22 protein-coding genes and 1 rRNA gene are annotated in these 24,472 nt (G+C 39.1%); 3 read left to right on the top strand and 20 right to left on the bottom strand.

The window, feature by feature from the left end; genetic code table 11:
• Positions 1 to 176: 176 nt before the first annotated feature.
• Together MHI34_RS10970 and MHI34_RS10965 are read right to left on the bottom strand one after the other, a co-directional pair.
• Positions 177 to 1,728 (bottom strand): 16S ribosomal RNA (locus MHI34_RS10970).
• A 347-nt stretch (positions 1,729 to 2,075) separates the two neighbouring features.
• Entirely contained in the window at positions 2,076 to 2,963 is an 888-nt protein-coding gene (locus MHI34_RS10965; RefSeq protein WP_036122165.1) for a nucleotidyltransferase-like protein, read from the bottom strand.
• Positions 2,964 to 3,112: 149 nt separating this feature from the next.
• Between MHI34_RS10965 and MHI34_RS10960 the strand changes: the two genes are divergently transcribed.
• Entirely contained in the window at positions 3,113 to 3,466 is a 354-nt protein-coding gene (locus tag MHI34_RS10960; protein ID WP_004230509.1) for a YgzB family protein, read from the top strand.
• Between the two features lie 21 nt (positions 3,467 to 3,487).
• Here MHI34_RS10960 and perR read toward each other — a convergent pair whose 3' ends face one another.
• The 3 genes from perR to bcp all read right to left on the bottom strand — a co-directional run bounded on the left by perR (position 3,488) and on the right by bcp (position 5,469).
• Positions 3,488 to 3,931 (bottom strand): peroxide-responsive transcriptional repressor PerR, encoded by a 444-nt coding sequence (gene perR, locus MHI34_RS10955; protein WP_004230508.1) that lies wholly within the window; start codon positions 3,929 to 3,931, stop codon positions 3,488 to 3,490.
• Positions 3,932 to 4,051: 120 nt separating this feature from the next.
• A complete protein-coding gene (locus MHI34_RS10950; RefSeq protein ID WP_271910978.1) occupies positions 4,052 to 4,996 on the bottom strand; it encodes a D-2-hydroxyacid dehydrogenase in 945 nt (314 codons plus the stop codon).
• Complete coding sequence (gene bcp, locus MHI34_RS10945; protein ID WP_342504428.1) at positions 4,993 to 5,469, bottom strand: thioredoxin-dependent thiol peroxidase; 477 nt, start codon at positions 5,467 to 5,469, stop codon at positions 4,993 to 4,995. The genes MHI34_RS10950 and bcp overlap by 4 nt, the downstream gene beginning before the upstream one ends.
• Before the next feature lie 130 nt (positions 5,470 to 5,599).
• On the opposite strand from bcp, the gene MHI34_RS10940 reads away from it, so the two are divergent.
• The gene (locus tag MHI34_RS10940) at positions 5,600 to 6,886 is read left to right on the top strand and encodes a glutamate-1-semialdehyde 2,1-aminomutase (protein ID WP_036122177.1); all 1,287 of its coding nucleotides are present in this window, start codon (positions 5,600 to 5,602) and stop codon (positions 6,884 to 6,886) included.
• Positions 6,887 to 7,023: 137 nt separating this feature from the next.
• Positions 7,024 to 8,112: an aromatic acid exporter family protein gene (locus MHI34_RS10935; RefSeq protein WP_036122179.1), complete on the top strand. Its 1,089-nt coding sequence runs from the start codon at positions 7,024 to 7,026 to the stop codon at positions 8,110 to 8,112.
• A gap of 128 nt (positions 8,113 to 8,240) precedes the next feature.
• Here MHI34_RS10935 and MHI34_RS10930 read toward each other — a convergent pair whose 3' ends face one another.
• The 15 genes from MHI34_RS10930 to MHI34_RS10860 all read right to left on the bottom strand — a co-directional run bounded on the left by MHI34_RS10930 (position 8,241) and on the right by MHI34_RS10860 (position 24,227).
• The gene (locus MHI34_RS10930; RefSeq protein ID WP_036122180.1) at positions 8,241 to 9,275 is read right to left on the bottom strand and encodes a toxic anion resistance protein; all 1,035 of its coding nucleotides are present in this window, start codon (positions 9,273 to 9,275) and stop codon (positions 8,241 to 8,243) included.
• A 22-nt stretch (positions 9,276 to 9,297) separates the two neighbouring features.
• Positions 9,298 to 10,929 (bottom strand): YceG family protein, encoded by a 1,632-nt coding sequence (locus MHI34_RS10925; protein ID WP_271910982.1) that lies wholly within the window; start codon positions 10,927 to 10,929, stop codon positions 9,298 to 9,300.
• Positions 10,930 to 11,021: 92 nt separating this feature from the next.
• Complete coding sequence (locus MHI34_RS10920) at positions 11,022 to 11,837, bottom strand: hypothetical protein (protein WP_271910983.1); 816 nt, start codon at positions 11,835 to 11,837, stop codon at positions 11,022 to 11,024.
• Positions 11,838 to 11,845: 8 nt separating this feature from the next.
• A complete protein-coding gene (locus tag MHI34_RS10915) occupies positions 11,846 to 12,946 on the bottom strand; it encodes a cysteine protease StiP family protein (RefSeq protein WP_340809454.1) in 1,101 nt (366 codons plus the stop codon).
• Positions 12,943 to 14,304, bottom strand: a complete 1,362-nt coding sequence (locus MHI34_RS10910; protein ID WP_342504427.1) for a phosphoribosyltransferase family protein — start codon at positions 14,302 to 14,304, stop codon at positions 12,943 to 12,945. Before MHI34_RS10910 ends, MHI34_RS10915 begins: the two co-directional genes overlap by 4 nt.
• Positions 14,285 to 15,478, bottom strand: coding sequence for an HpcH/HpaI aldolase/citrate lyase family protein (locus MHI34_RS10905; RefSeq protein ID WP_340835208.1), 1,194 nt, complete (start codon positions 15,476 to 15,478; stop codon positions 14,285 to 14,287). The genes MHI34_RS10910 and MHI34_RS10905 overlap by 20 nt, the downstream gene beginning before the upstream one ends.
• Before the next feature lie 83 nt (positions 15,479 to 15,561).
• Positions 15,562 to 16,308, bottom strand: a complete 747-nt coding sequence (locus MHI34_RS10900; RefSeq protein WP_058844622.1) for a TerC family protein — start codon at positions 16,306 to 16,308, stop codon at positions 15,562 to 15,564.
• Positions 16,309 to 16,348: 40 nt separating this feature from the next.
• Complete coding sequence (locus MHI34_RS10895) at positions 16,349 to 16,924, bottom strand: TerD family protein (RefSeq protein ID WP_036122208.1); 576 nt, start codon at positions 16,922 to 16,924, stop codon at positions 16,349 to 16,351.
• Between the two features lie 33 nt (positions 16,925 to 16,957).
• Entirely contained in the window at positions 16,958 to 17,539 is a 582-nt protein-coding gene (locus MHI34_RS10890; protein ID WP_036122212.1) for a TerD family protein, read from the bottom strand.
• 30 nt (positions 17,540 to 17,569) lie between these two features.
• The gene (locus tag MHI34_RS10885) at positions 17,570 to 18,187 is read right to left on the bottom strand and encodes a TerD family protein (RefSeq protein ID WP_036122214.1); all 618 of its coding nucleotides are present in this window, start codon (positions 18,185 to 18,187) and stop codon (positions 17,570 to 17,572) included.
• A gap of 283 nt (positions 18,188 to 18,470) precedes the next feature.
• On the bottom strand, positions 18,471 to 19,367 hold the full coding sequence (gene nikC, locus MHI34_RS10880; protein ID WP_036122217.1) for a nickel transporter permease: 897 nt from the start codon (positions 19,365 to 19,367) through the stop codon (positions 18,471 to 18,473).
• Between the two features lie 12 nt (positions 19,368 to 19,379).
• Positions 19,380 to 20,384 carry an ABC transporter permease gene (locus MHI34_RS10875; protein ID WP_036122220.1) on the bottom strand — a complete coding sequence of 335 codons (1,005 nt, stop codon included), beginning with the start codon at positions 20,382 to 20,384 and terminating at the stop codon, positions 19,380 to 19,382.
• Between the two features lie 227 nt (positions 20,385 to 20,611).
• A complete protein-coding gene (locus MHI34_RS10870; RefSeq protein ID WP_342504426.1) occupies positions 20,612 to 22,228 on the bottom strand; it encodes an ABC transporter substrate-binding protein in 1,617 nt (538 codons plus the stop codon).
• Positions 22,229 to 22,249: 21 nt separating this feature from the next.
• Entirely contained in the window at positions 22,250 to 23,239 is a 990-nt protein-coding gene (locus MHI34_RS10865) for a dipeptide ABC transporter ATP-binding protein (protein WP_342504425.1), read from the bottom strand.
• The gene (locus tag MHI34_RS10860) at positions 23,214 to 24,227 is read right to left on the bottom strand and encodes an ABC transporter ATP-binding protein (protein ID WP_342504424.1); all 1,014 of its coding nucleotides are present in this window, start codon (positions 24,225 to 24,227) and stop codon (positions 23,214 to 23,216) included. The genes MHI34_RS10865 and MHI34_RS10860 overlap by 26 nt, the downstream gene beginning before the upstream one ends.
• Positions 24,228 to 24,472: the final 245 nt, after the last annotated feature.

Genomic DNA, 24,472 nt, shown 5'->3' with positions numbered 1-24,472 from the left:
CCAGTTTTCAAAGAACAAAGCTACTGCCTGCTTATACATCTCGCAGCTTTGCGACGAAAGCGTAGCGACAGGAGCACATAATTAGAAGTAATTCATTCAAGAAGAATGAACCTTCAAAACTGAACGCAAAACGTAATCTTACAAACCCTAGGTTTGTATTCCGAAATAATCCTTAGAAAGGAGGTGATCCAGCCGCACCTTCCGATACGGCTACCTTGTTACGACTTCACCCCAATCATCTATCCCACCTTCGGCGGCTGGCTCCAAAAGGTTACCTCACCGACTTCGGGTGTTACAAACTCTCGTGGTGTGACGGGCGGTGTGTACAAGGCCCGGGAACGTATTCACCGCGGCATGCTGATCCGCGATTACTAGCGATTCCGGCTTCATGTAGGCGAGTTGCAGCCTACAATCCGAACTGAGAACGACTTTATCGGATTAGCTCCCTCTCGCGAGTTGGCAACCGTTTGTATCGTCCATTGTAGCACGTGTGTAGCCCAGGTCATAAGGGGCATGATGATTTGACGTCATCCCCACCTTCCTCCGGTTTGTCACCGGCAGTCACCTTAGAGTGCCCAACTAAATGATGGCAACTAAGATCAAGGGTTGCGCTCGTTGCGGGACTTAACCCAACATCTCACGACACGAGCTGACGACAACCATGCACCACCTGTCACCGTTGCCCCCGAAGGGGAAACTATATCTCTACAGTGGTCAACGGGATGTCAAGACCTGGTAAGGTTCTTCGCGTTGCTTCGAATTAAACCACATGCTCCACCGCTTGTGCGGGCCCCCGTCAATTCCTTTGAGTTTCAGTCTTGCGACCGTACTCCCCAGGCGGAGTGCTTAATGCGTTAGCTGCAGCACTAAGGGGCGGAAACCCCCTAACACTTAGCACTCATCGTTTACGGCGTGGACTACCAGGGTATCTAATCCTGTTTGCTCCCCACGCTTTCGCGCCTCAGTGTCAGTTACAGACCAGATAGTCGCCTTCGCCACTGGTGTTCCTCCAAATCTCTACGCATTTCACCGCTACACTTGGAATTCCACTATCCTCTTCTGCACTCAAGTCTCCCAGTTTCCAATGACCCTCCACGGTTGAGCCGTGGGCTTTCACATCAGACTTAAGAAACCACCTGCGCGCGCTTTACGCCCAATAATTCCGGACAACGCTTGCCACCTACGTATTACCGCGGCTGCTGGCACGTAGTTAGCCGTGGCTTTCTAATAAGGTACCGTCAAGGTACAGCCAGTTACTACTGTACTTGTTCTTCCCTTACAACAGAGTTTTACGAACCGAAATCCTTCTTCACTCACGCGGCGTTGCTCCATCAGGCTTTCGCCCATTGTGGAAGATTCCCTACTGCTGCCTCCCGTAGGAGTCTGGGCCGTGTCTCAGTCCCAGTGTGGCCGATCACCCTCTCAGGTCGGCTACGCATCGTCGCCTTGGTGAGCCGTTACCTCACCAACTAGCTAATGCGCCGCGGGCCCATCCTATAGCGACAGCCGAAACCGTCTTTCAGTATTTCACCATGAGGTGAAACAGATTATTCGGTATTAGCCCCGGTTTCCCGGAGTTATCCCAAACTATAAGGTAGGTTGCCCACGTGTTACTCACCCGTCCGCCGCTAACGTCGAAGGAGCAAGCTCCTTCTCTGTTCGCTCGACTTGCATGTATTAGGCACGCCGCCAGCGTTCGTCCTGAGCCAGGATCAAACTCTCCATAAAGGAAATTTGAATAGCTCAAATTGTTTTGCTGGCATCATTTTGATGTCCAAAATTTTGTTTCGTTCATTAACCGAAGTTAGTTACTGAAAACTTTATTGATTACGTTTTGCTTGTTCAGTTTTCAAGGTTCATTATTCAAGTCGTTTTTCAGCGACTTCTTAATATTAACATCTCGCTCAAATCATGTCAACTACTTTTTTGAAAAAGTTTTTTGTGTTTTTCATCGAGCATTTCGTTATGTCTTAGCGACAATTAATATAATACAATATCAAGATATCATTCGTCAACTACTTTTCTAAAAAAATATCGAGGTATTTTTAAATACCTCGATTACAAGCATACTACAGTCATTGCCCCATTTCTAGTGCCTCTTTATTGACCTTGTAATGACGGTGAAATATCATCTCATTTTTTGCAGCAATTGGTTCTATTTGAATATAGCCTTTATCCACTAAATATTCGACAAACACTTCTAAATCTACTGAGTAATTCATGAGCTCATGATGGTCATGCAATTCCTGAATCGTCCACATGTCTTTCGTTTGCATAACTTCTAATATATGCTGTGCACCATCACGTGTACGAGAATGAATTAAAAACTCACTTGCTAAAAACAATAATTCTAAGCGCTTTTCTATTGGCTCATTACTCGTCACTAGCTCTTCATACAGCTTGTAGATAGCAGGCTCTATTTTTTTCACTTGTGCCCAAACAGTAACTTCAGGGTATAGTCCGCTATCTATAATAGAAAGACGACCCAAATGATGTAATGAATCGACTACGTGATTATAAGCATCCAAGTAACTTCCTTTATCGAAGTATTCTTTCCCCTCCAGATATCTGCGAATTAACTTTGAGAATTGGATGCCTGTTTTAATTTTACGACCGCTATACGGGAATTCTTGCAATTCTATTTTTAATTTATGCAAAAATTCATTACGATCAAATAACACCCTTCCAAAGAAAATCCAATCGACTACCTTCTTATTAGAACCGATGAGCAACCATTTTCGTATTAACTTCTCTGTAACTGTATGTAGAGCTACTTTATTTCCTTCATATAAGTAATGTTTCGAAAAGACTGGCTGCTCTGCTTCTTTTACGATAATTAATAAAACTGTATCAAATGTATCTGTAACGTTACTATGTTCCTCACGCTTCTCCACTAAAATTACGCCTAATGTATTCGACTGACTCGCACGTTCTTGGTAGATTGGACGCAATACCTGCTCCATGTTCAGCCCCCCTTTATTCATATAGGTTCTCTTGTTCCGTTAAAAATTCGACATACTCTAAAAGTATTCCTTCTTTCATTCATCTCAAAGCTAAAATACTTCGCCCTTATATGTTATAGTAGATTTTAGATTGGGAGGCAAGATGAAATATGAAACCTTACAAAAGTAAAATTAATAAAATTCGTTCATTCGCATTAGCACTAATCTTCTTCGGTTTTATTGTCATGTACGGAGGAATTTTCTTTAAAAATAGCCCGATATTAGTTTTAATTTTCATGTCATTAGGTGTTTTATGTATTATCGGTAGCACAGTCGTATATGCTTGGATCGGGTTGCTTTCAACAAGAGCTATTCAAGTGGAATGTCCTAATTGTCATAAACATACAAAGGTTTTAGGGCGTGTTGATATGTGCATGTACTGTAATGAACCACTAACGCTTGATCCAACTTTAGAAGGTAAAGAGTTCGATCAATCCTATAATAATAAAACAAAAAAATCCTAGCCCTTGTAAGAGCTAGGATTTTTATTGTACTTTAGCAGTAGCAACTTTACATGATGGACAAGTGCCGTATATCTCTAAACGATGCGAGTGCACATCAAAACCAGTTACCTGTGATGCAAAATGCTCTATTTCGTCGAGTCCTGGATAATGGAAATCGACGATCTTACCACAGCATTCACAAATCATATGGTAATGGTCATTTGTCACGAAATCAAAGCGACTTGAAGCATCTCCATAAGTCAGTTCTTTCACAAGACCCACTTCACGAAATACACGCAGGTTGTTATAGACAGTCGCTACACTCATATTAGGAAACTTTCCCTCGAGTGCTTTATAAATTTCATCGGCAGTAGGATGTGCCATTGATTGAATAAGATATTCCAAAATAGCATGACGCTGAGGAGTAATACGAACACCAGTTGTTTTTAACGTGTCCAGTGCATCCTGTAAATGCGTTGCAGACATCGTCATGCACCTCTTCCATAAGTATTATTAATTTATAATTGTTATAAATAGTGTATCCAATTCGCACTACTTCGTCAACAATCACACATTGCTTATTCTCAATAAATCAATGGCTGGCCCTTAATATCCTCTAGATAAATCCATCGTATTTTCTAAATCCGTGTCACCCTTCAGCCATTTTGTTAGGCTTGGCTTGAAAATTTCTAAGCTTCGTTCAACATAACGAGAAGAATGGCTAGATACATGTGGTGATACAATGACATTCGGTAACGTCCATAATGGATTGTCCGTTGACAGAGGCTCTTCTTCAAAGACATCTAAAACGGCGTAACCAATTTGCTCTTTTTTGATTGCTTGAATGAGTACCCTTTCTTCCACTAAATTGCCTCGACCAAAATTCATGAAGATGGCGCTATTTTTCATAGCAGCAAAATGCTCTTCTTTTAATAAATGGGTCGTTTCTTTTGTTTTTGGTAACACCGAAATAACGATATCCGCATTAGGTAAGGCCTCTTTTAATTGAGCAAAGCTAATCATCGTATCCATATACGCCGCTTCTTTTCCAGAGCGGTTGCAGCCAATCGTCGTCACGCCAAAAGCCTGCAATAAACGCCCAACTTCTGAACCAATCGCTCCTGGGCCTAAAATAAGCGCCGTACTATCTCGTAATTCCGTTTGCTGCGCTTTTTTCGACCATTCACTTTTCTTTTGCTGCTCATACATCCAAGGTAACGCACGTTTAATCGCTAAAATATGGGCAAGCATCGATTCAGCCATTGGTGTTTTATGAATACCACGGACATTCGAAACTAAAATCCCACGTTCAATAATCGCTTGAGCTGGCATTTTTTCTATACCTGCTGAGGCAACGAAAATCCATTTTAGCTTTGTCGCATATTGGATACTTTCTTCTGTTAAATCTTCACCATATGTAACTAAAACATCCGCTTGTTGAAGAACTTCATTCGATAAGCCACTTTTGAAGATAAAATCAACCTGTGGAAATTCTGCTAATAACGGCTCTCGTAAATCTGGTCTAGGTTCAAATGTAAAATAGATTTTCACTTTGCTGCCTCCTGATCTGCTAAATAGGTATACACTTCTTCAATATGATTTTTTACACGTACTTTACGCCAAGCTTTTACAAGCTTACCCTCAGTATCAATTAAAAACGTTGAACGCTCTATGCCCATATATTCACGTCCATACATTTTCTTTAAAACCCACACACCATATGCTTCAGCAACGGTATAATCGTCATCAACTAATAATGAAAATGGTAAACTATGCTTATCAATAAATTTTGTATGTTTGTTTGCGTTATCTGGACTAACACCCAGAACAACAGCATTTAAATGACTGAAGTCCTCGAACTTATCGCGAAAATCACAAGCCTCCGTCGTGCAGCCTGGTGTCATATCTTTGGGATAGAAGTATAAAATAACATTCTGTCCTTTCAAATTAGCTAACTGTACCATTTCTCTCTTTTCATTCATTAGAGAAAAATCTGGCGCCTTTTGTCCTTCTAGTAAAGTCATAACAATCTCCTCCTCTGTAGGTTCTATTTTACTCTAAGTAACAAATCAAGTCATATCCCTTAATTTCTTTGGATTTCTTACAACGATAGGTCTACAATAGATTACGTATAAAAAGTTAGGAGGCAATTCTATGAATCACGCAAAATCTGAAGCAATACATGCAGAGGCTATACAGCATATCGTGGGTGGTGTAAACAGCCCTTCTCGTTCATATAAAGCAGTAGGTGGCGGTTCTCCTGTGGCAATGGCTCGAGGAAAAGGTGCTTATTTTTGGGATGTAGATGGCAATCGTTATATCGACTATCTAGCAGCATATGGACCAATCGTTACTGGTCATGGCCATCCTCATATTGCAAAGGCCATTACACATGCAGCTGAAAATGGTACATTGTTTGGAACGCCAACTGAATATGAGGTTACTTTCGCAAAAATGCTAAAAGAAGCCATCCCATCTATGGACAAAGTGCGTTTTAACAACTCTGGTACTGAGGCTGTTATGACAACTATTCGTGTTGCACGCGCCTATACAGGCCGAACAAAAATCATGAAATTTGCTGGTTGCTACCACGGTCACTTCGATTTAGTATTAGTAGCTGCCGGTTCTGGCCCAGCAACATTAGGAACGCCTGATTCAGCAGGTGTAACAACTTCGACTGCTGAAGAAGTTATTACGGTACCTTTCAATAGCCCTGAAGCCTTTACAGAAGCTATGAATAAATGGGGCGAGGAAATTGCAGCGATCTTAATTGAACCAATCGTAGGCAACTTCGGTATTGTGGAACCAAACCCAGGTTTCCTTGAATTAGTACATGCGACAGCAAAAGAAAAAGGTGCTTTAACGATTTACGATGAAGTCATCACAGCCTTCCGCTTCCACTATGGCGGTGCTCAAAATTTACTCGGTCTAACACCTGATCTAACAGCACTGGGGAAAGTTATTGGCGGTGGCTTACCAATCGGAGCATACGGTGGTCGTAAAGAAATTATGGATACAGTTGCACCCCTCGGCCCTGCATATCAAGCAGGTACGATGGCTGGAAACCCTGCCTCTATGCAAGCAGGGATTGCCTGCCTAGAAGTGCTACAAACACCAGGTATTTACGATGAAATGGATCGATTAGGTGGAATTCTAGAAGAGGGTATTTTAGCTGCTGCCAAGAAGCATGGCGTAACCATCACGTTAAATCGCCTCAAAGGGGCACTAACGATTTACTTTACAGATGTGAAAGTAGAAAACTACGACCAAGCTGAAAACTCTGACGGTGAAATCTTTGGTCGTTTCTTTAAATTGATGCTTGAGCAAGGTATCAATCTAGCTCCTTCTAAATATGAAGCGTGGTTCTTAACAACTGAGCATACGGAAGCAGATATTCTTGAAACTATTAAAGCCGTAGATACTGCGTTTTCTCAATTGTAAGCATGTGACAATACAAAGGCGACTTGTTAGTAAAAGTCGCCTTTTTCATATTCAAGCATACAAATCTATGTATTTTATGTGCACTTCCTTCTATAATGTAAAGAAACTAAAAAATATTAGACAGAAAGGACATCTTTATGAAATTAGGTGCCCGTGTATTTAAAACTGGTGTCGCTATTGTCTTAGCACTGTTTATCGCAGAGTTATTAAAGCTCCCTTCACCTGTTTTTGCTGGAATTGCAGCCATTTTTGCGATTCAGCCTTCTATTTATCGTTCATATCAAACTATTGTAGAGCAAGTGCAGGCAAATATTATAGGTGCGACTATCGCCGTTATGTTTGGCTTACTCTTTGGCCATCATGTTGTTGCCATTGGCATAGCCGTCATAATAGCTATTGGTTTAATGTTGAAGTTTAAACTTGAAAAATCGCTTTCGTTGGCGTTGGTGTCAGTTGTGGCTATTATGGAATTTCAAGGCGATGACTTCTTAACGTTTGGATTGATACGCTTTGTTACTATATTAGTTGGAGTGTTAGCAGCATTTGTTGTTAACCTTGTTTTCCTACCACCGAAATACGAGGTAAAGCTATTCCGTAAAATCTATATTTTACAGGACGATATTATTCGTTGGACACGACTTGCTGTACGTCAGGCTTCTGAGCATACATCCACAAAGGGAGCATTAAGTAAATTTAAAAGCCGTATGTTGCGCGTGGATACGCTGTATGATTTATTCAAGGAAGAACGTAATTACTTCAAAAATAAAAAGTATGTGAAAGCACGTAAACTTGTAGTCTATCGTCAAATGATTTTAACTTCCAAAAAAAGCTTAGAATTACTACAGCGTTTGCATAAGCATGAAAACGAATTGGCGCAGCTACCTACGCAATTTCACTTGATGATACAGGAGCGACTTGATTCCTTATTAACATACCATGAACAATTGCTCTTGAAATATACAGGGAAATTAAAGCCTGAGCATTCACAGTGGAGTAAAAGCATCGACTATGTCCAACGCAATGAACTGATGGAAATTTTCATCAAGCAAGTCAACTTTGCTCGTGAAGAAGGCGATATGGAATTTTCTAGCTATCACCTACTTTATATACTATCGCGTATTTTAGATTATGAGGAAAATCTAGAGCATCTAGATACACTCATCGTATCCTATCAAAGTCATCATGGACATGAAATCAATGTAGAATTTGAAGAAGAATTTATTTAACTAGCGTTTTAAGCGACAGATGATCTTAAATCAAGGGAGTTTGAACACCCGCTAAATCAAGATTAATCTGTCGCTTTTACTATACAAAAAAAATCCTCCAAGTAGTGACCTACTTTAGAGGAAGGGTGTTAGTTTCGCAATGTTAGCAGCTGTTGCTCTGCTTGCTGACGTTTTACCGTTTGCTCATCACGTAAATGCTGATAATTTTCAATACCTGAAACAATAATGTCCCACATTTCTTCGAGGCTCTGTGTTGGGCCTGATTGCTGACCCATAGCAGTGCTTAATTGCACCGCTTCATCGCTAGCTCCTCCGAATTGCTTCAGACGATTTTCAAAGGCTGATGCAGATTGATTTTGTAATTGTTGTCGCCTATCATTCACCGCATTCATTAATCCCATTTTAAAAACAGGGATGGTCTTAACAAAAGCGCCATTAATTTGTTCCATCAGTTCACTATTGCCATGACGTAGCATTTCGATTTGCGGAGCTGTTAAAATGGCGACCATACGTGATTTTTCTAATTCATCTATTTTCTGTCGGAGCATCTCAGCAATTGCTTGCAAACTATTCAGCTCCATTTTCGCCACCTGATTACCAGCCTCGCTCTGCTTTTCATACATCGGAATCAATGTTGTTTGTACTTCATGTAATTTTATATCAGTAGCTACGATATATTTTTCTAGTTCAAGATAGTACATCAAGTCCTCGTTATATAATCGTGCAAGTATTCGATTATCCTTCGCTAATTCCTCTTCCATCAACACAAAATGATAATGAATTTTCTCAATATCTCTACCCAGTACATTGTATTTGGCAAATAAATCTTCATCATTTTTGGTTTTACGTGCAAATAGCTTTTTAAAAAAGCCCTTTTGCTCAGTAAAATCTTTTTTATCAAATGTCTGCATTAGAACTTCAAGCTGCTTAAATAATTCATTTGATTCAAAGGATGTTGAGCGGGTAATAATAGCTAAAATCTGATCTGCAAATGTAGCTAATTTTGTCGCTGGCTCTTTTCCGAGCGCCAATAGTTCTAACTGATTTTTTATATTGATTCGATTAGCAATTTGCTGAACCTCTGCATGGTCTCGCAACTGTTCTTTGACGGCGTCAGCGGTTTCTAAGGTCAGCTGCTCCAACGTCTTCGAGATATTTGACATTCGTGCCGCCTCCTTCCTGCCATTAGAAAAAACGATTAAAGAGTTTTTTAATGATTTTATCGGGTGCAGTTTTTTGCTGTTTGGGTTCTTCATAGGGCAAGTCAAATAGCATATGTTCTAAACGATGTACATCGAATGTATCCTCTTGCAAATGCTTTTCTAAGTCAAGTTGGCCTGTCGGATTATAAAATATAATATCCATACCAAAACGATTTAAAAATGCCAATAATGCCATATCCTCACGTGATAAAGCTGGTTGCTGAGGTGCTTGATATAATACCAGTTTGGGTACATCTTGTGAATAATCAAAGCTTTGCATTAATCGCAGGATATCCTGAGGAATCATCGTCATTTGTTTGAATAAAAATAACTGTAAATCATATAAAGTCTCATTTGGCTGTTGTTTCAACATGGGCTGCTCACAGGAAGTTTTTATCGTGTGGGCGATTGCACGCTGTAGCTCCAATGTTAACTCACCATATTGCCACCAATCACTTTGCATAATACGCTCTACTGACAGCTCCCCATTCACTAAGCAATGCTTATAATGAAAATGAAAATTGGCTCTGCTTGTTGCTGCATAAGGAAATTCCTGTACAAAAACCGTTTGCGAACTTGTCAGTAATTGATGCATTTGATGCCAGTATTCTTCTCTTTGGCTTGAAACACCACTAATTTTTGCAAATATAACTGGGATGACTACCTCATCTCCAATCACTTCAAACTGCGGTCGAACCAAAGCCTTCTCTTTTGCATAAATAAAAATATCATCATATGTCATCCGTAATGTTAATGAACGTGGCATAAAATCTTTAAACTGCCAAGGCTTATAGACACCTGATTGTTGATCATGCATTAATTGTTCAAAATGCTGACTAGAGCGATAACCTACCGTTGCCTGCCGATCGCGAAGCTTATCAGGAAATGGCTGTAAAGTTGTTTGATTAGCATATGCGTACGTGATAGAGAATGTATCAGTAGGGTCAATCTCTGCTAATTCATCTATTTTAGCTGGATGGAAAATTAAGACGTCACAGCCAAGCTCCATTAATAGTAATAAGAAATAACGCTGACTTATAGTGGTTTCCCCATACCAAACAACTTTAGGAAAATCATCAGTTGGTTTCATGGATTTTGTCCATATAATCCAATGGTTTTTTAGCCACTTCACCATATCAATTAAAAATCGGCGAAAATCATTTGCTAGCAGACCTAACGATTGTTGTTGTTGGAATAGTTCTACTACTTTAATGGTCGCTAATTGTAAATGGCGATTCATAACACCATCATCATGCTTTGGTATTAACTGATGACCATACATCATCGCCACTAGACGATTAATAGATAGCCCTTTTGGCGTTTGTTGATGCTGCGATAAAATTGTTTGTATGGCTTGAAAATCCTTTTGTTCAATATGCTTATTTAATTCTTCACTTAAAATATGGATATTAGCGTTTTGTGACAATGTAAATAACGAATTGAAATAATCATCTTCTTCGATTGGTACACCTAATACACGAACAGCAATCCTACTAAAACTAACTTGTTGTGCTGTTTCCTCATAAAATGCACGATCCTTTGGTGAATCTTGAAACGCCTGTAGCCAATCATCAGGATGACGCTCCAACACTGATTTAATTGTGATTGTTTGCATACAAACGCACCTCCTAAAATCATCCTCAGCATATGCTGAAGCATTCATTTGTCATAGGACGACTCTATCTTATGACAAAAATAATTGAAAGCTTATACTATTGTCTGTTGTGAAGTCATCTGTAAAACCGTATCTAGCAAATCTTTAGTAAATGCTTCACCATTATAAGCCGAGTAAGTTGTATTTTGTAAAACTTTTGGCTGTTTATCCTTTAAATCTCCATGATTCGGTGTAAAAGCTAAATCAGCCATCGCCAGCATTCCATAATCCATAATAGAATCCCCTGCCGCTATATGCACATCGTATGTACAGAACTCTTTCATATATTCGATAGCCGCTTCCTTCGTCAGTACCTTGGGCATAAAATACAATTTTTTACCTTGTAAAAGAACATACCAGCCATACGTATCAAACTCTTGAATCATAGCTTGTAATTCCATGTGTGGTAAAGTTTCAAGATCCACATGGTGTACATAAAACAGATTATCTATATACAAAGAACGTTGTAGCCATGTATCGGATTTAATTGATTGAAAATGCTTTAACAGATCCTCTCGTGGGATTGAAGAATCTGCAATACGTCTACATAGTGTTTTCGTCCATTTTTCAGAGGGCTGGCCCTTTTCTAATATTGTACCCCCATTGCTTGTAATTGCAAAAGCAGGACACATATCACTAATAAAATGAATTCTTTTATATTGATGTAATGCCCTAGTCGTAACAGGTACAAATATTGTTTGTTGGTGTATCTGTTGCAATAGAGATGCTGTTGCCTGCGTCATCATGCTCATTGCTTTCTCCGCCTTGTGTTCAACGACCACTGTCTCTGTAATCGGCGGAAAACTCTCCATCATACGTTGAGAATAAATAAGCGTTCTATCTAAATCCGATGTAAATAGTATCATCATAATCTCCTCTATAATGCTTTGATTAAGCCACAACATGCATAGGACATATTCGAATATTCTTCTACCTGTACATTTTTTTCTTTGGCTAATAATAAAATATGTCCCAATTCATGCAAGTACTGTGGATTAATTAAAATTTTCCAAGGTAACCGTCGAAGCAACACTCTAGTCGTCTCACCTACACCTGGTTTGATAAAATGAATATTCTCAATGCCAAAATCGCGTTGAATCTTTTGCACAGACTTCATGCCCTCCCAAGTAATGGGAGCGATGACCTGCTCTTGAAATTGTTGCAATATCGTACTCTGTACATGTTCAAAACATGTGACGATACGTTCTATGTACAGGTTAGAGACATCCATATCTTCTAACTCTTTGTAGTATTTAGCACCATGAAAGTCATTTGCATCCATGAACTGTAAATTTAACACCGTTCTACTCACCAATCCAGATACAGTCGAATTTAAACAAGCAGACGGGATTAAAAAGTCTTGACGAGTTCCATAGATGGTAGCACAATGCCCAGGATCAGCCAATACAGCTAAATTGGCATTTAATTGTCCGGGCTGTTGCGCATTAAATTTTTGACAGGAATGGATTAATTCATTGGTAATTGCCCCTTTTCCTGTCCAGCCATCAATAAATTGAAGATTTCCTAGGGGATGCTCTGTCAAAATGTAACGGATCGCTACCTCATCAAACCCTCGACCACGTAGTATAGAAATAGAGTAATGTGGAATATTCACCCTATATCGCATGGCTATATACCGTTTGATTAAAATGCCAATGGGTGTACCTGCCCTTGCTAAACTAACAAGCACTAAGTTTTCTAGCCCTCTATTTTCAATGATTTGCTCTGCCACCACTCCAACAGCGATGGCTACTCTCTCTACATGCGCATCTAACGTTTTATAAAAAAGATTCATATAGGTGTTAGATGGTTGCCTTTCCATTGGTAGCATTTCAGAATAATGTGTGCCTGATTGAATAAGCTGTTCACGTTTTTCATTATCCAGTTCAAGATAAACATGCCCAATATCACGCAATAAAAATAGAACATCATCTGGTGCATAGCTCCCCATTTTGTCTGGCTGCAAAGTTGAAATCATTGTTCTACCTCCCATTCATGCATACAAATCACGTAGACTTTGGCGTTACTTAGTATTTGTAACTCATTTACCACACGAGCAACAACCTCTTTACTTGCTATACGTTCCACCATAAAGAAAAGTTCCGTGTAGGATTGGCTTTGTATATTATATAAATAATTATCAACGCCATTATTCTCTGGACTTTCAAAGGCTATTTTTTCAGTAATCGTGTATCCTAAATCGTCCGTACAATAGATCGGACTACGAGTAGTTGATTGAAAATAAACGTCGTTTCCTAAATAAGAGGCAATTTGCATAGGGACATACATAAACTCACCTGTTCCAATAACTAATGCCGGACCATCTGTACGAAGCTTTTGTAATTGCTTGGCGATGGTCTGTAACATTTTCTTTTGTTGAAAATGCTGTTTTGACGTGAGCATAAATCTCCCTGTTGCTACTAGATAGGGTTGACTATTTACGAATTTATTCTCAGCAATAGATCGATAAAACTTACGATCAATAGATTCTTGAATTGGCCATAGTGTCAGATTATTTGTAGGTTGTGTTAGTATATTAGGCTGTGTGCTCGTTAAGCTTGGTATACCAGAACAATTAAAGTGTCCACAGATGATTGAGGTGAACGTAATGGAAATACCCCATTGCTCTTCTAATTGCTGAAAAATCTTTTGTTGCTGTTCAGAACGCCAATCTAAAATAGAGAGCACAGCATACTGCTTAACTAACGGAAATTTCTGTCTTAATGTTTGAATGATATTAATAACCGTATTTCCAGTAGTAATCTCATCATCAATTAACACAATGCGTTTAGCTTGTAGTAACACTTCTGGCTCCTCAGTATAAATTCTATGGCTTGTCGCATGGGAGTGTTCTTCCTCAAATGTAACAAAGGGCTCAAAATCGGGAAGCACTTCACGTGTTGTGTGAATATACATTGCATTCGAATCGTATGCGTTAAATACCGCATGTCCTAGTGCAGTAGCTGTCTCGGCAAATCCAATGAACAATGTTTCTTGTGCTAACTCGAGGCTACCCTCTGTAGAATTTTGTACTTCTGACAAATCCGCACCCTCTTTTAAAGCTTTAACGACTGCTGATGAAGCTGCTACTTTTTGTCCAGTAAGATGCTGATGATACATCATGGCGAGCAGGGTCCCTGTCAGTAAGGGCACTTGCGGGCGCACAGCTAAATGTTTACCAAGTACGGTGCTCACAAACAAAAATTGTCTCTTCTTATTAATACGAGCAGCCATTTTAAACAAGTTGGTTAGCGCAAAATTATGCGGATTGTGGGTAATTTCTATATCGATTGAATAATCCGGTAAAATGCTTAATTTACTCATTTGTTGTTGCATAAACACTACCACCTATTTCTGAATTTAATAAGAGTGAGGCAAAATCGACAGATTCATGATAGACACCATAGACCTGTGCCTGTTTTAATATTCGCTGTGCCCATCTCATATGTGGTTTGATTTCATTCATCTTGTTCGCATAGTGACTTTTCATCACACCTTTGCGACCATCATTATTCTCTACAATACTTAGAGCATCTAAATATTCTTCATAGGAAATGGCATAGAGGGCATGAACAACACGGATATGACTAGGATGAATAATTGTTTTTCCCACAATACCATTTTGTTTATCCATTAACACTTCTTTCATTAATCCATCTAAACAATCGTCTAATAATGCTTTCCTCGTATCAAGAGCTCCCTTTTCACTAAATGGTGTTTCTCTTAATGCAGGCTTTAATACACGCTGATTACTAAAATACTCCCACACAGGCCCCGAGATAACAAACCCGTCTTCCTCACGACCAAGGACGTTGACAATATCTGCAATACAATCACGGATCACACTGATATCATAAATGGTCGAGTCCATACGACGACGAATTCCATAAATGCCACAGAAATCAGTAGCACCAATACGTACATTTAATACACGAGCTCTGTATTGATGTAGCACTGCCTTAATGTCTAATAATGCTTCCATGCGAGATTCCTTATAGAGCACCTCACGGCTCTCTAAAATCGGCATACCATATAGAATTAAGTCATTTTCTAAAATTGTTTGTTCAAGAAGCTCAAAATAACGGGCGCCCTGTGCTGCTGTAAACTTTGGAAATACATAGCCCGTTAATATTTCTTGCTTTTCCCCTAAAATAGTTGTTAACCTTTGAAATTGCTCAACATGACGTACACGAATAAAAAGTAATGGTAGATCCTGAAGTAATAATTTTTTTTGTTGATAGAGTGCATATAGCTCACTAATATCCTCCATCAACTTCGCTTCACAATCTTGTAATTCTATATCGCCTACTGCATCCTCCAGATCAATGACGAGCGATGTGAGTTCTTCATATTTTTGTGATTGAATCAAACTCACAATCGCAGGCATAGAAGCTGGCATATACAGAGTCGCACCTAGAGCATATGATAAAATATCTGGCGTTTCCCACTTAGTAAAAGGCTGTGGCTTCTTAAAAAAAATCGTCTCTGCTTCTGTTGCAAAGTGTTGCATCTAATCCTCTCCCCGATAACTATGCCTTTTGTGAAAAAAGCACTGTATCAGCCTGTTCTATACAGACCAATACAGTGCCTTGTTTACACTGCTGTTTTCTTATTCATCTTGTGAACAATAAACGTCAATAAGAATGCAGCAATTAAAATAATAAAGAATACTTCATGTGAAAGATGGAATCCAAAAATACTAGCAAACATTTTCAATGCAATAATGGCAATTAAAATATAGGCAGTCGTTTCAAGTTCTGGTACACGTTCAATCAATGAAAGAAATACACCAGCGATGGTACGCATCATAATAATGCCTAAAACTCCACCTAATAAAAGAACCCATACTTGATCGGATATGGCAAATGCCGCTAATATAGAGTCTACTGAAAAGGCGATATCCATTAATTCAACTGAAATAACAGTCGCCCAGAAAGTACCAAAGACTCGAACCATCCAACCTGTCTTCTTAAACTCGTGTGCGTCTCCTTCATCAGTGCTTTTATTTTTAAAATGTAATATGACTAACCACATTAAATAAGTTGCACCGATCACTTTAACAATAGAGAATTTTACGAGGTAAACGCCAATACCGATGAAGAGAAATCGGAAAAAATAAGCCCCAAACATCCCATACATTAGCGCTTTTTTCCGCTGATGCTGTGGAAGATGTTTAACAAGTACTGCTAAAACAAGCGCATTGTCTGCAGACAATAGCCCTTCCATAATAATCAATGAAAAAATAAGGCCCCATGATACTGGATCTGTTAAAACTTGTCCCCACATCTGCCAGTTAAAAAACTGTGCATATGTATTTAATATCTCGTTTATTACATCCACCGAAGATCCCCCGTCATGTCATGTACCTATACCCTACTCGTTACTGTAGGCCATATGCGTTGATTAATGCTGCTAGTCCACCCTGATAGCCTGAGCCTACTGCGGCAAATTTCCACTCGCCATTATGACGGTAAAGCTCACAAAATACAACGGCAGTTTCAATACTGAAATCTTCGCCTAAATCATAGCGTAATACCTCTGATCCCGAATCTTCATTTGTCAATCGAACATAAGCATTTAGTACTTGTCCGAAGTTTTGATGACGACCCTCAGCATCATAGATAGTAACCGTTACCACAATCTTTTCAATTTGAGGTGATACTTGCTTTAAGTTGACAAGAATCTTTTCATCATCCCCATCACCTTCACCCGTACGATTATCACCTGTATGAACAACAGATTGGTCTAGACTCGCTAAATTATTATAGAAGATAAAATCTTGTTCATTACGACATTTACCTGATGCATCTAGTAAAAATACAGATGCATCGAGGTCAAAGTCTTGCCCACCATCAAATTGCTTAACATCCCAGCCTAAGCCAATGCCAATGCTATTTAATCCTGGGTCTTGCTTGGTTAAATCAATACGTTGCCCTTTACTTAATTGAATAGCCATTCAAAATCTCCCTTTCTGTCCAAAGATGAAATTTTAGTTTACACTTAAGCCATAATCATTACATAAAGCAGCTAAGCCGCCTTGGTAGCCAGCACCAATTGCATTAAATTTCCATTCTCCATTATGGCGGTATAATTCCCCTACTACGATAGCTGTTTCAATACTGAAATCCTCACCTAAATCATAACGGATAATTTCCTCGTTGGAAGCAGCATTAACAATACGAATATACGCATTAGACACCATTCCGAAATTTTGACTACGAGACTCTGCATCATGGATTGTTACAGTGAAGGCTAGTCGTTGAACATGAGCAGGCACTTGCGTTAATGCAACTTTTACCACTTCATCGTCACCTTCACCAACACCCGTTAAATTATCGCCCGAATGTTCAACTGAACCGTTGCCACCTGTTGTATTGTTGTAGAAAATAAAGTCATTTTGATCAGCTACTTTGCCTGTATCAGCCAGTAAAAATACAGATGAATCTAAATCAAAATCATTACCACCGTCATATTTATTTGTATCCCAGCCTAAACCTACAACAACATTTGTTAATCCTGGATTTGTTTTTGTTAAATCTACCTTTTGACCTTTTTGTAGTGAAATTCCCATACTCTTTATTCCTCCTATATAGTCATTTATTTATTGATATCTTCGAACAACATCGCCAAGTTTTATATCATTCGTTCCCGTACCAACTGCAGCAAATTTCCAGTCACTATTATGACGGTAAATTTCTCCACAGACTAACGTCGTTAAATTCGAATAATTATCAGTTAAATTATAGCGAATTAGTTCGCTTCCTGTCCTGTCATCATACACACGAATATATGCATTTTGAATCATACCGAAATGTTGATTACGACCTGCTGCATCATAAATGTTTACAACAAACACAAGTTTGTTATATTGCGTTGGTACAGACGATAGCTCAATTGTAATTACTTCATCATCGCCATCGCCGTCTCCTGTTAAATTATCACCAGAATGTCGAACAGAGCCGCAATTACTTGTTAATTTTCCAAAGTAAACAACATCGTCTCCCGCTATCACCTTATCATCTTGCAGCATTAAGACTGAAGCATCACAGTCTATGCTTCTGCCACTGCCACTATTTCTACTAGAAAATAAACCACCTAAAAAGCCGCCACTTTTCTCTTGCGCTACAGGGTCCCACCCTAAACCTACTTTAATTTTATTTAAACCTGCGTTACCTTTTGTTAAATCAACTCGTTGCCCTTTTTGTAAATTAATCCCCAATTTTAACACCCTCCTCAAATATGTATTTCAACTGAAAGATTATATGGTAAGTAATAATCTACTAAAATAAAATTTTTCTACTTTTTAAGTCTAAAATAACGTGACAAAAAATTCAATTAATGGCTCCTAAAAGATATTTTCGCTTATTTTTAGAAAATTCCTCCTGTTACCTACTACTCTTTAAAACGACTTTGCTGTAAAAGAGTTCCTTTTATTCCCTTTCGTATAGATGGGCAAAATAGCTAAAAAAACCTTCTAACTAGTAGAAGGCTATAGTATTTAACTAACTTTTCATCTTTGGATCGAGTGCATCTCTTAGGCCATCTCCCATCAGGTTAAAGCCAAGAACCGTTAGCATAATTGCTAATCCAGGGAAAATCATAGTCCAAGGAGCATTTAATAAAAACTTTCGAGCATCTGCTAACATTTTTCCCCACTCAGGTGCTGGTGCTTGAGCGCCCAGTCCGAGGAAGCCTAATGCTGCTGCTTCGATGATGGCAGTCGCAATTGCAAGCGTTCCTTGTACAATAATAGGCGTCATAGAATTCGGCAAAATATGTGAAAATAAAATTCGTGAATCACGCATGCCGATTGCTTTTGCCGAGACAATATACTCTTCTTCTTTGACGCTCAACACTTTGGAACGAATTAAACGTCCAAAATTCGGTATGTTAATAATGGCAATGGCAATTAATGCATTTTGTAAGGATGGTCCTAGTACCGACACAACAGCAATCGCTAATAGCATACTAGGGAAAGCGAGCATAATATCAAAAATACGTGAAATAATTGTATCAATCCATTTACCATAATAACCGGCGATAATACCAAGCAAACTACCCACAATTACCGATAAAACAACTGAAAAAAAGCCTACCCATAGCGAAATCCGTGCACCATGAATGATTCTAGAAAAAATATCTCGCCCAAAATCATCTGTTCCAAACCAATGATCACCTGATGGCGCTAGTAAACGCTTCGATAAATCTTGTTCATTTATCCCTTGTGGTGCAACGAGCGGTCCTACTACAGCAAGTAATATAAAAAATATAACAATCCCTGCACCTATTAAAGAGATTTTGCTCTTTTTAAAGCTTCGCCAGCCCTCTAACCATGGACCGACCGCTCGTTCTTGAACTGGTGCTGCTTCTTTTTTTATGTCAATTGCTCCAGTCATCATTGCAGCTCCCTTCTATTTGTATTTAATACGTGGATCAATCACTGTATACAGTAAGTCCACGATTAAGTTAATCATGATGAAAATAAATGCAACGATTAGAATACCTGATTGAATGACAGGATAATCCCTGAAGCCAATCGCATCATAAATATAACGACCAATTCCTGGCCAACTAAAAATCGTCTCTGTTAGAATGGCTCCCCCTAGCAGTAACCCCGTCTGTAACCCGATTACCGTTATTACAGGAATAATAGCGTTCTTTAGAGCATGCTTATACACAACAATAAACATTTTTTGGCCTTTTGCTCTTGCAGTACGTACATAATCTGAGCGCATAACTTCTAACATAGAAGATCTTGTGATTCTTGCAATAATAGCCATAGGAATGGTTGCCAGTGCAACTCCTGGTAATATTAACCTCTTTACAACTTCAATAAATTGATCGAAGCGCCCTTGAATGAGCGTATCCAATAAATAAAAATGGGTTATAGAGGTTATTGGATTTCGAACATCCTCTCGACCAGAAGTAGGTAACCAGCCAAGCTGACTACTAAATGTCCACTGTTCCATCAAGCCTAGCCAGAATACAGGTACAGATACACCAACTAATGCCACCACCATCGCTGTATAATCGAACCAAGAATTTTGGAACCATGCAGAAATAATACCCGCATTCACCCCAATAACAATGGCAATAATCATTGCGAAAAATGCAAGTTCAGCTGTTGCTGCTAAGTATGGAAAAATTTCTTCTGATACAGGTAATTTTGTACGTAAGGAAACACCTAAATCTCCCTGAAAAATGCCTGCTAAATAACTAAAATATTGTGTATACCAAGGCTTATCTAATCCTAAACTTGCGTTTAACGCCTCGACCGCCTCTTTTGTCGCCTGTTGTCCTAAAATAACTTGTGCTGGATTACCAGGTATTGCGCGTATCAACATAAAGACGATAAAAGTCATTCCAAGCAAAACTGGGATTAGCTGGAGTAAACGTCTCCCCATATAGTGAAGCATCTTCATCACCTCTCTATGATTTTCATAATCTACTTTGAAGTCTTTATATACTGTTGAAAGGTTGAACCTTCACCAAACGATTTTGAATGTTTAGATGAGTGATCTTTCACACAGGAGAAAATGATTGTCTATTACTAGAAAAGAATCTGCGAGATTTCCACGGCTTACCCGCAGAAAAGCAAGCAGATTCTTTTAAACTCCTCTATTCAATTAGAAAATGAAGTTTACTATTGAATATCTACTGCATCTAAACGGTCAGAACCTGTAGGATGCGCAATATAATTCGTCACTTTCACATTAGCAGCTAAAATTGGAATAGAGTGAGCAAGTGGAACCCATGGAGCATCCTCAGAAATCATGACTTGAGCTTGCTTATAAAGTTCATTACGCTTGTCCTCATCAATTTCAGTTTGAGCAGCTGTTAACAACTTGTGTAATTCTGGATTGTCATAGAATGTATAGTTATTAGAATGGATATTATCACCGTCTAATAACGTGTATAGGAAGTTATCCGCATCTCCATTATCACCTGTCCAGCCAAGTAAGAATGCATCCGCTTCACCATTTTGTGCTTTTTCTAAATAAGTAGCCCATTCAAATGATACAATTTTAGATTTAATGCCTACATCTTCTAAGTTCTTTTGAATCGCTTCTGCTACTTTTTGTCCGTCTGGCATGTATGGACGTGGTACTGGCATTGCCCATAACTCAATTTCTTTACCATCATAGCCTGCTTCAGCAAGTAATGCCTTCGCCTTTTCAGGATCATACGTATAGCCTGTAACATCATCGTTATAACCTGAAATTACTGGTGGCATTGGATTTTTCGCTGGCTCTGCTAGTCCTTCATAAAATGCATCCACCAATGCTTGCTTATCAATTGCATAGTTGACTGCTTGACGCACTTTGACATTATCGAATGGTGGTCGAGTCACTGTTAAACCTAGATAACCAACGTTCATAGATGGACGTTCGATTAATTGTAATTTAGCATCGCCTTCGATTGTTGCTTTATCAGATGGACTTAAACCATCAGCCACATCAATATTGCCTGCTAACAAATCATTTAAACGCGCAGAGTTATCTGGAATAGAACGATAAATAACTTTATCTAATTTTGGATAGCCATCAATATAGTAGTCTGGGTTTTTCTCGATCGTTACAGAATCATTACGTACCCAGCTAACAAATTTGAATGGGCCTGTTCCTACTGGATTTGCAGATAAGCCTTCTTCATCTGCCTCAAATGCTGTAGGCGAAGCAATCGCAAATGGGGACATGGCTAAATTCTTTAGGAATGGTGCTTGTGGTTGACTTAACTTAAATACAACCTTATAGTCACCTTCAGCAGTAACTGATTCGATTACTTGTTTGTCTCCAACGACAAATTGGGAGCTAAAATAAGGATATTTATCAGTACTTGACTTCCAACGTTCAATATTTTTCACAATTGCCTCGGCATTAAAATCTGTACCATCATGGAACTTCACACCTTCTTGTAGCTCAAAAGTATAAGTTAATCCATCTTCTGAAGCCTCCCATGATTTTGCTAACCCAGGTTGAATCGTTACATCTTGTTCGCCAAAGTTTACTAATGTTTCATAAATATTAGCTGTTACCGTAAAAGATTCACCATCTGTAACAACAGCAGGGTCTAGTGCTACTGAATCTCCACCACGACCATACACTAATATTTTTGGTTCACCACTGCCAGCTGTATCGCCACCAGTTGATGTATCTTTACTACCCGTATCCTTAGTATCTGAGCCGCCACAAGCTGCTAAGATTGTCGAGAGAATAAGGAGTAGCATTACCCCTAAAGTCCAAAGCTTCTTTTTCTTCATTAAATTTCCCCCTATGAGTTTTTATATCATTGAATGTTGAAGCGCCCCATAAAGATGGCAAGCAACATAATGACCCGGTTTTACTTCTTGCATTTTAGGTACTACTTGGGAGCATTGCTCCTTTTTAAAAGGACATCTCGTATGGAAAGTACAACCGCTTGGCGGGTTTGATGCACTCGGAATATCTCCAGAAATAATGATCTGTTCCCGTTCAAACATCGGATCAGGAACAGGGACCGAAGATAAGAGTGCCTGTGTATATGGATGAAGCGGTTCAGCATATAAGTCCTCACTCGCTGTCAACTCTACTAATTTACCTAGGTACATTACGCCAACACGATTGCTGATGTGGCGCACTACCCCTAAATCATGGGAAATAAAAATATAAGTCAGCTTTAATTCCTTTTGCAGCTTTTGCAATAAATTTAATACTTGTGCCTGAATGGACACATCTAGCGCAGATACTGGCTCGTCCGCAATAATTAAGCGCGGGTTGGTCATCAAGGCTCTAGCAATTCCGATACGCTGCCTTTGCCCTCCGCTAAACTGGTGCGGATAACGCTTGATATGATATTCATTCAAACCAACAATCTCAAGTAGCTCCAACACCTTTTGTTTCCGCTCTTTGGCATTTCCTATGCCATGAACAATAAGGGGCTCCTCTAAAATTTTGCCGATGTTATGGCGCGGATTTAATGAGGCATAGGGATCCTGAAAAATCATTTGAATATCTCTACGTGCCTTCCTCATTTCATTATTGGATAATTCTGAAATTACTTTACCTGCGAATTCTATTTTACCTTCCGTTGGCTCCAATAAACGCATTAATAAGCGGCCTGTTGTGGATTTACCACAGCCTGACTCTCCTACAATGCCTAATGTTTCTCCTTCAAATACCTCAAATGAAACATCATCCACCGCCTTCACATCCCCGGCATGTGAATTCAGGACACCCTTTCGAATAGGAAAATATTTTTTTAAACCATCAACCTTTAATAACGCTTTCGACACGCTGTTCCACCCCCTGCTTCTCTAGTAAAAAACATCTCGATTTATGGTTCTCTGCTGCCTCAAATAAAGGTGGTGTTTCTTGTAAACAACGTTCCATCGCATGTTCACAGCGTGCCGCAAATCGACAGCCGACCTGGATGCTCCCAGGTTTTGGTACACTACCAGGAATAGAATATAGATTGTCTTTTTTATAACGCATATCAGGTACTGATTGAATAAGTCCCTGTGTATAAGGATGTTTCGGATTAGTAAAAACTTCTTGAATCGGTGCCTCTTCCACGATTTGTCCAGCATACATTACAATCACTCGCTCACAAGTCTCCGCTACAACGCCCAAATCATGTGTAATTAACAACACAGCTGTATTCAACCGTTTATTTAAGTCTTTCATGAGCTGTAATATTTGAGCCTGAATCGTCACATCTAATGCGGTTGTAGGCTCGTCTGCAATTAATACTTGAGGATCACAAACAAGTGCCATGGCAATCATAACCCTTTGACGCATTCCACCAGATAGCTGGTGGGGGTAATCCTTTAACAATTCCTCAGCCCGTGGTAAACCTACAAGTTTCATAATTTCAACCGCTCTTGCAAACGCTTCCTTTTTCGACCATTTTGGATTATGAATTAGAATCGCTTCTTTTAACTGGTCGCCAATCGTAAACAAGGGGTTGAGAGAAGTCATTGGTTCCTGGAATATCATTGCAATGTCTTTTCCACGAATTTTTTGCATTTGTTTATCCGTACATTTTGCGAGATTTTTGCCATCTAGCAAAATTTCGCCACCTGTTATTTTCCCTGGTGGTGATGGGATCAATCCCATGATGGACAGCGACGTAACGCTTTTTCCGCTTCCCGATTCTCCTACAATTCCTAAAATTTCTCCTTCATGGACAGAAAAATCGATATCATCTACAGCAGGAATTTGTCCATTATCTGTGAAAAAGGTTGTTTTTAAACCTTTTATTTCTAGTAGCTTCTTCCTCATGCGCAACGTCCCACCCTACCTATATTTTACTTAGTTGTATAATGTTATTAACAGCATACTATAACTTTTGTTAAATTCCCTATTTTCAGATAATTCTACCTAAAAATCTTTGCTCTTTCAATCACTAATATTCTCCAAATTACATAGTATTTCTACATTAATCTCATTTCATAATAACTAAATCTTATAAAGAGATAGTTTTTTAGCCTTTATAACAAAAAAATAGCCTTCATTAAATGAAAGGC

This window comes from Lysinibacillus sp. FSL L8-0126 (assembly GCF_038630385.1).
GTDB lineage: Bacteria > Bacillota > Bacilli > Bacillales_A > Planococcaceae > Lysinibacillus > Lysinibacillus fusiformis_D.
Note: the sequence above shows the minus strand (reverse complement) of the source record. Positions and strands in the feature narration are given on the sequence as shown.

Bases quoted from the DNA above. Each gene is read 5' to 3' on its own strand.
- MHI34_RS10965 (WP_036122165.1), bottom strand. From the start codon at position 2,963: ATGGAGCAGGTATTGCGTCCAATCTACCAAGAACGTGCGAGTCAGTCG.
- MHI34_RS10960 (WP_004230509.1), top strand. From the start codon at position 3,113: ATGAAACCTTACAAAAGTAAAATTAATAAAATTCGTTCATTCGCATTA.
- perR (WP_004230508.1), bottom strand. From the start codon at position 3,931: ATGTCTGCAACGCATTTACAGGATGCACTGGACACGTTAAAAACAACT.
- bcp (WP_342504428.1), bottom strand. From the start codon at position 5,469: ATGACTTTACTAGAAGGACAAAAGGCGCCAGATTTTTCTCTAATGAAT.
- MHI34_RS10940 (WP_036122177.1), top strand. From the start codon at position 5,600: ATGAATCACGCAAAATCTGAAGCAATACATGCAGAGGCTATACAGCAT.
- MHI34_RS10935 (WP_036122179.1), top strand. From the start codon at position 7,024: ATGAAATTAGGTGCCCGTGTATTTAAAACTGGTGTCGCTATTGTCTTA.
- MHI34_RS10930 (WP_036122180.1), bottom strand. From the start codon at position 9,275: ATGTCAAATATCTCGAAGACGTTGGAGCAGCTGACCTTAGAAACCGCT.
- MHI34_RS10925 (WP_271910982.1), bottom strand. From the start codon at position 10,929: ATGCAAACAATCACAATTAAATCAGTGTTGGAGCGTCATCCTGATGAT.
- MHI34_RS10920 (WP_271910983.1), bottom strand. From the start codon at position 11,837: ATGATGATACTATTTACATCGGATTTAGATAGAACGCTTATTTATTCT.
- MHI34_RS10915 (WP_340809454.1), bottom strand. From the start codon at position 12,946: ATGATTTCAACTTTGCAGCCAGACAAAATGGGGAGCTATGCACCAGAT.
- MHI34_RS10910 (WP_342504427.1), bottom strand. From the start codon at position 14,304: ATGCAACAACAAATGAGTAAATTAAGCATTTTACCGGATTATTCAATC.
- MHI34_RS10905 (WP_340835208.1), bottom strand. From the start codon at position 15,478: ATGCAACACTTTGCAACAGAAGCAGAGACGATTTTTTTTAAGAAGCCA.
- MHI34_RS10895 (WP_036122208.1), bottom strand. From the start codon at position 16,924: ATGGCTATTCAATTAAGTAAAGGGCAACGTATTGATTTAACCAAGCAA.
- MHI34_RS10890 (WP_036122212.1), bottom strand. From the start codon at position 17,539: ATGGGAATTTCACTACAAAAAGGTCAAAAGGTAGATTTAACAAAAACA.
- nikC (WP_036122217.1), bottom strand. From the start codon at position 19,367: ATGATGACTGGAGCAATTGACATAAAAAAAGAAGCAGCACCAGTTCAA.
- MHI34_RS10875 (WP_036122220.1), bottom strand. From the start codon at position 20,384: ATGCTTCACTATATGGGGAGACGTTTACTCCAGCTAATCCCAGTTTTG.
- MHI34_RS10870 (WP_342504426.1), bottom strand. From the start codon at position 22,228: ATGAAGAAAAAGAAGCTTTGGACTTTAGGGGTAATGCTACTCCTTATT.
- MHI34_RS10860 (WP_342504424.1), bottom strand. From the start codon at position 24,227: ATGAGGAAGAAGCTACTAGAAATAAAAGGTTTAAAAACAACCTTTTTC.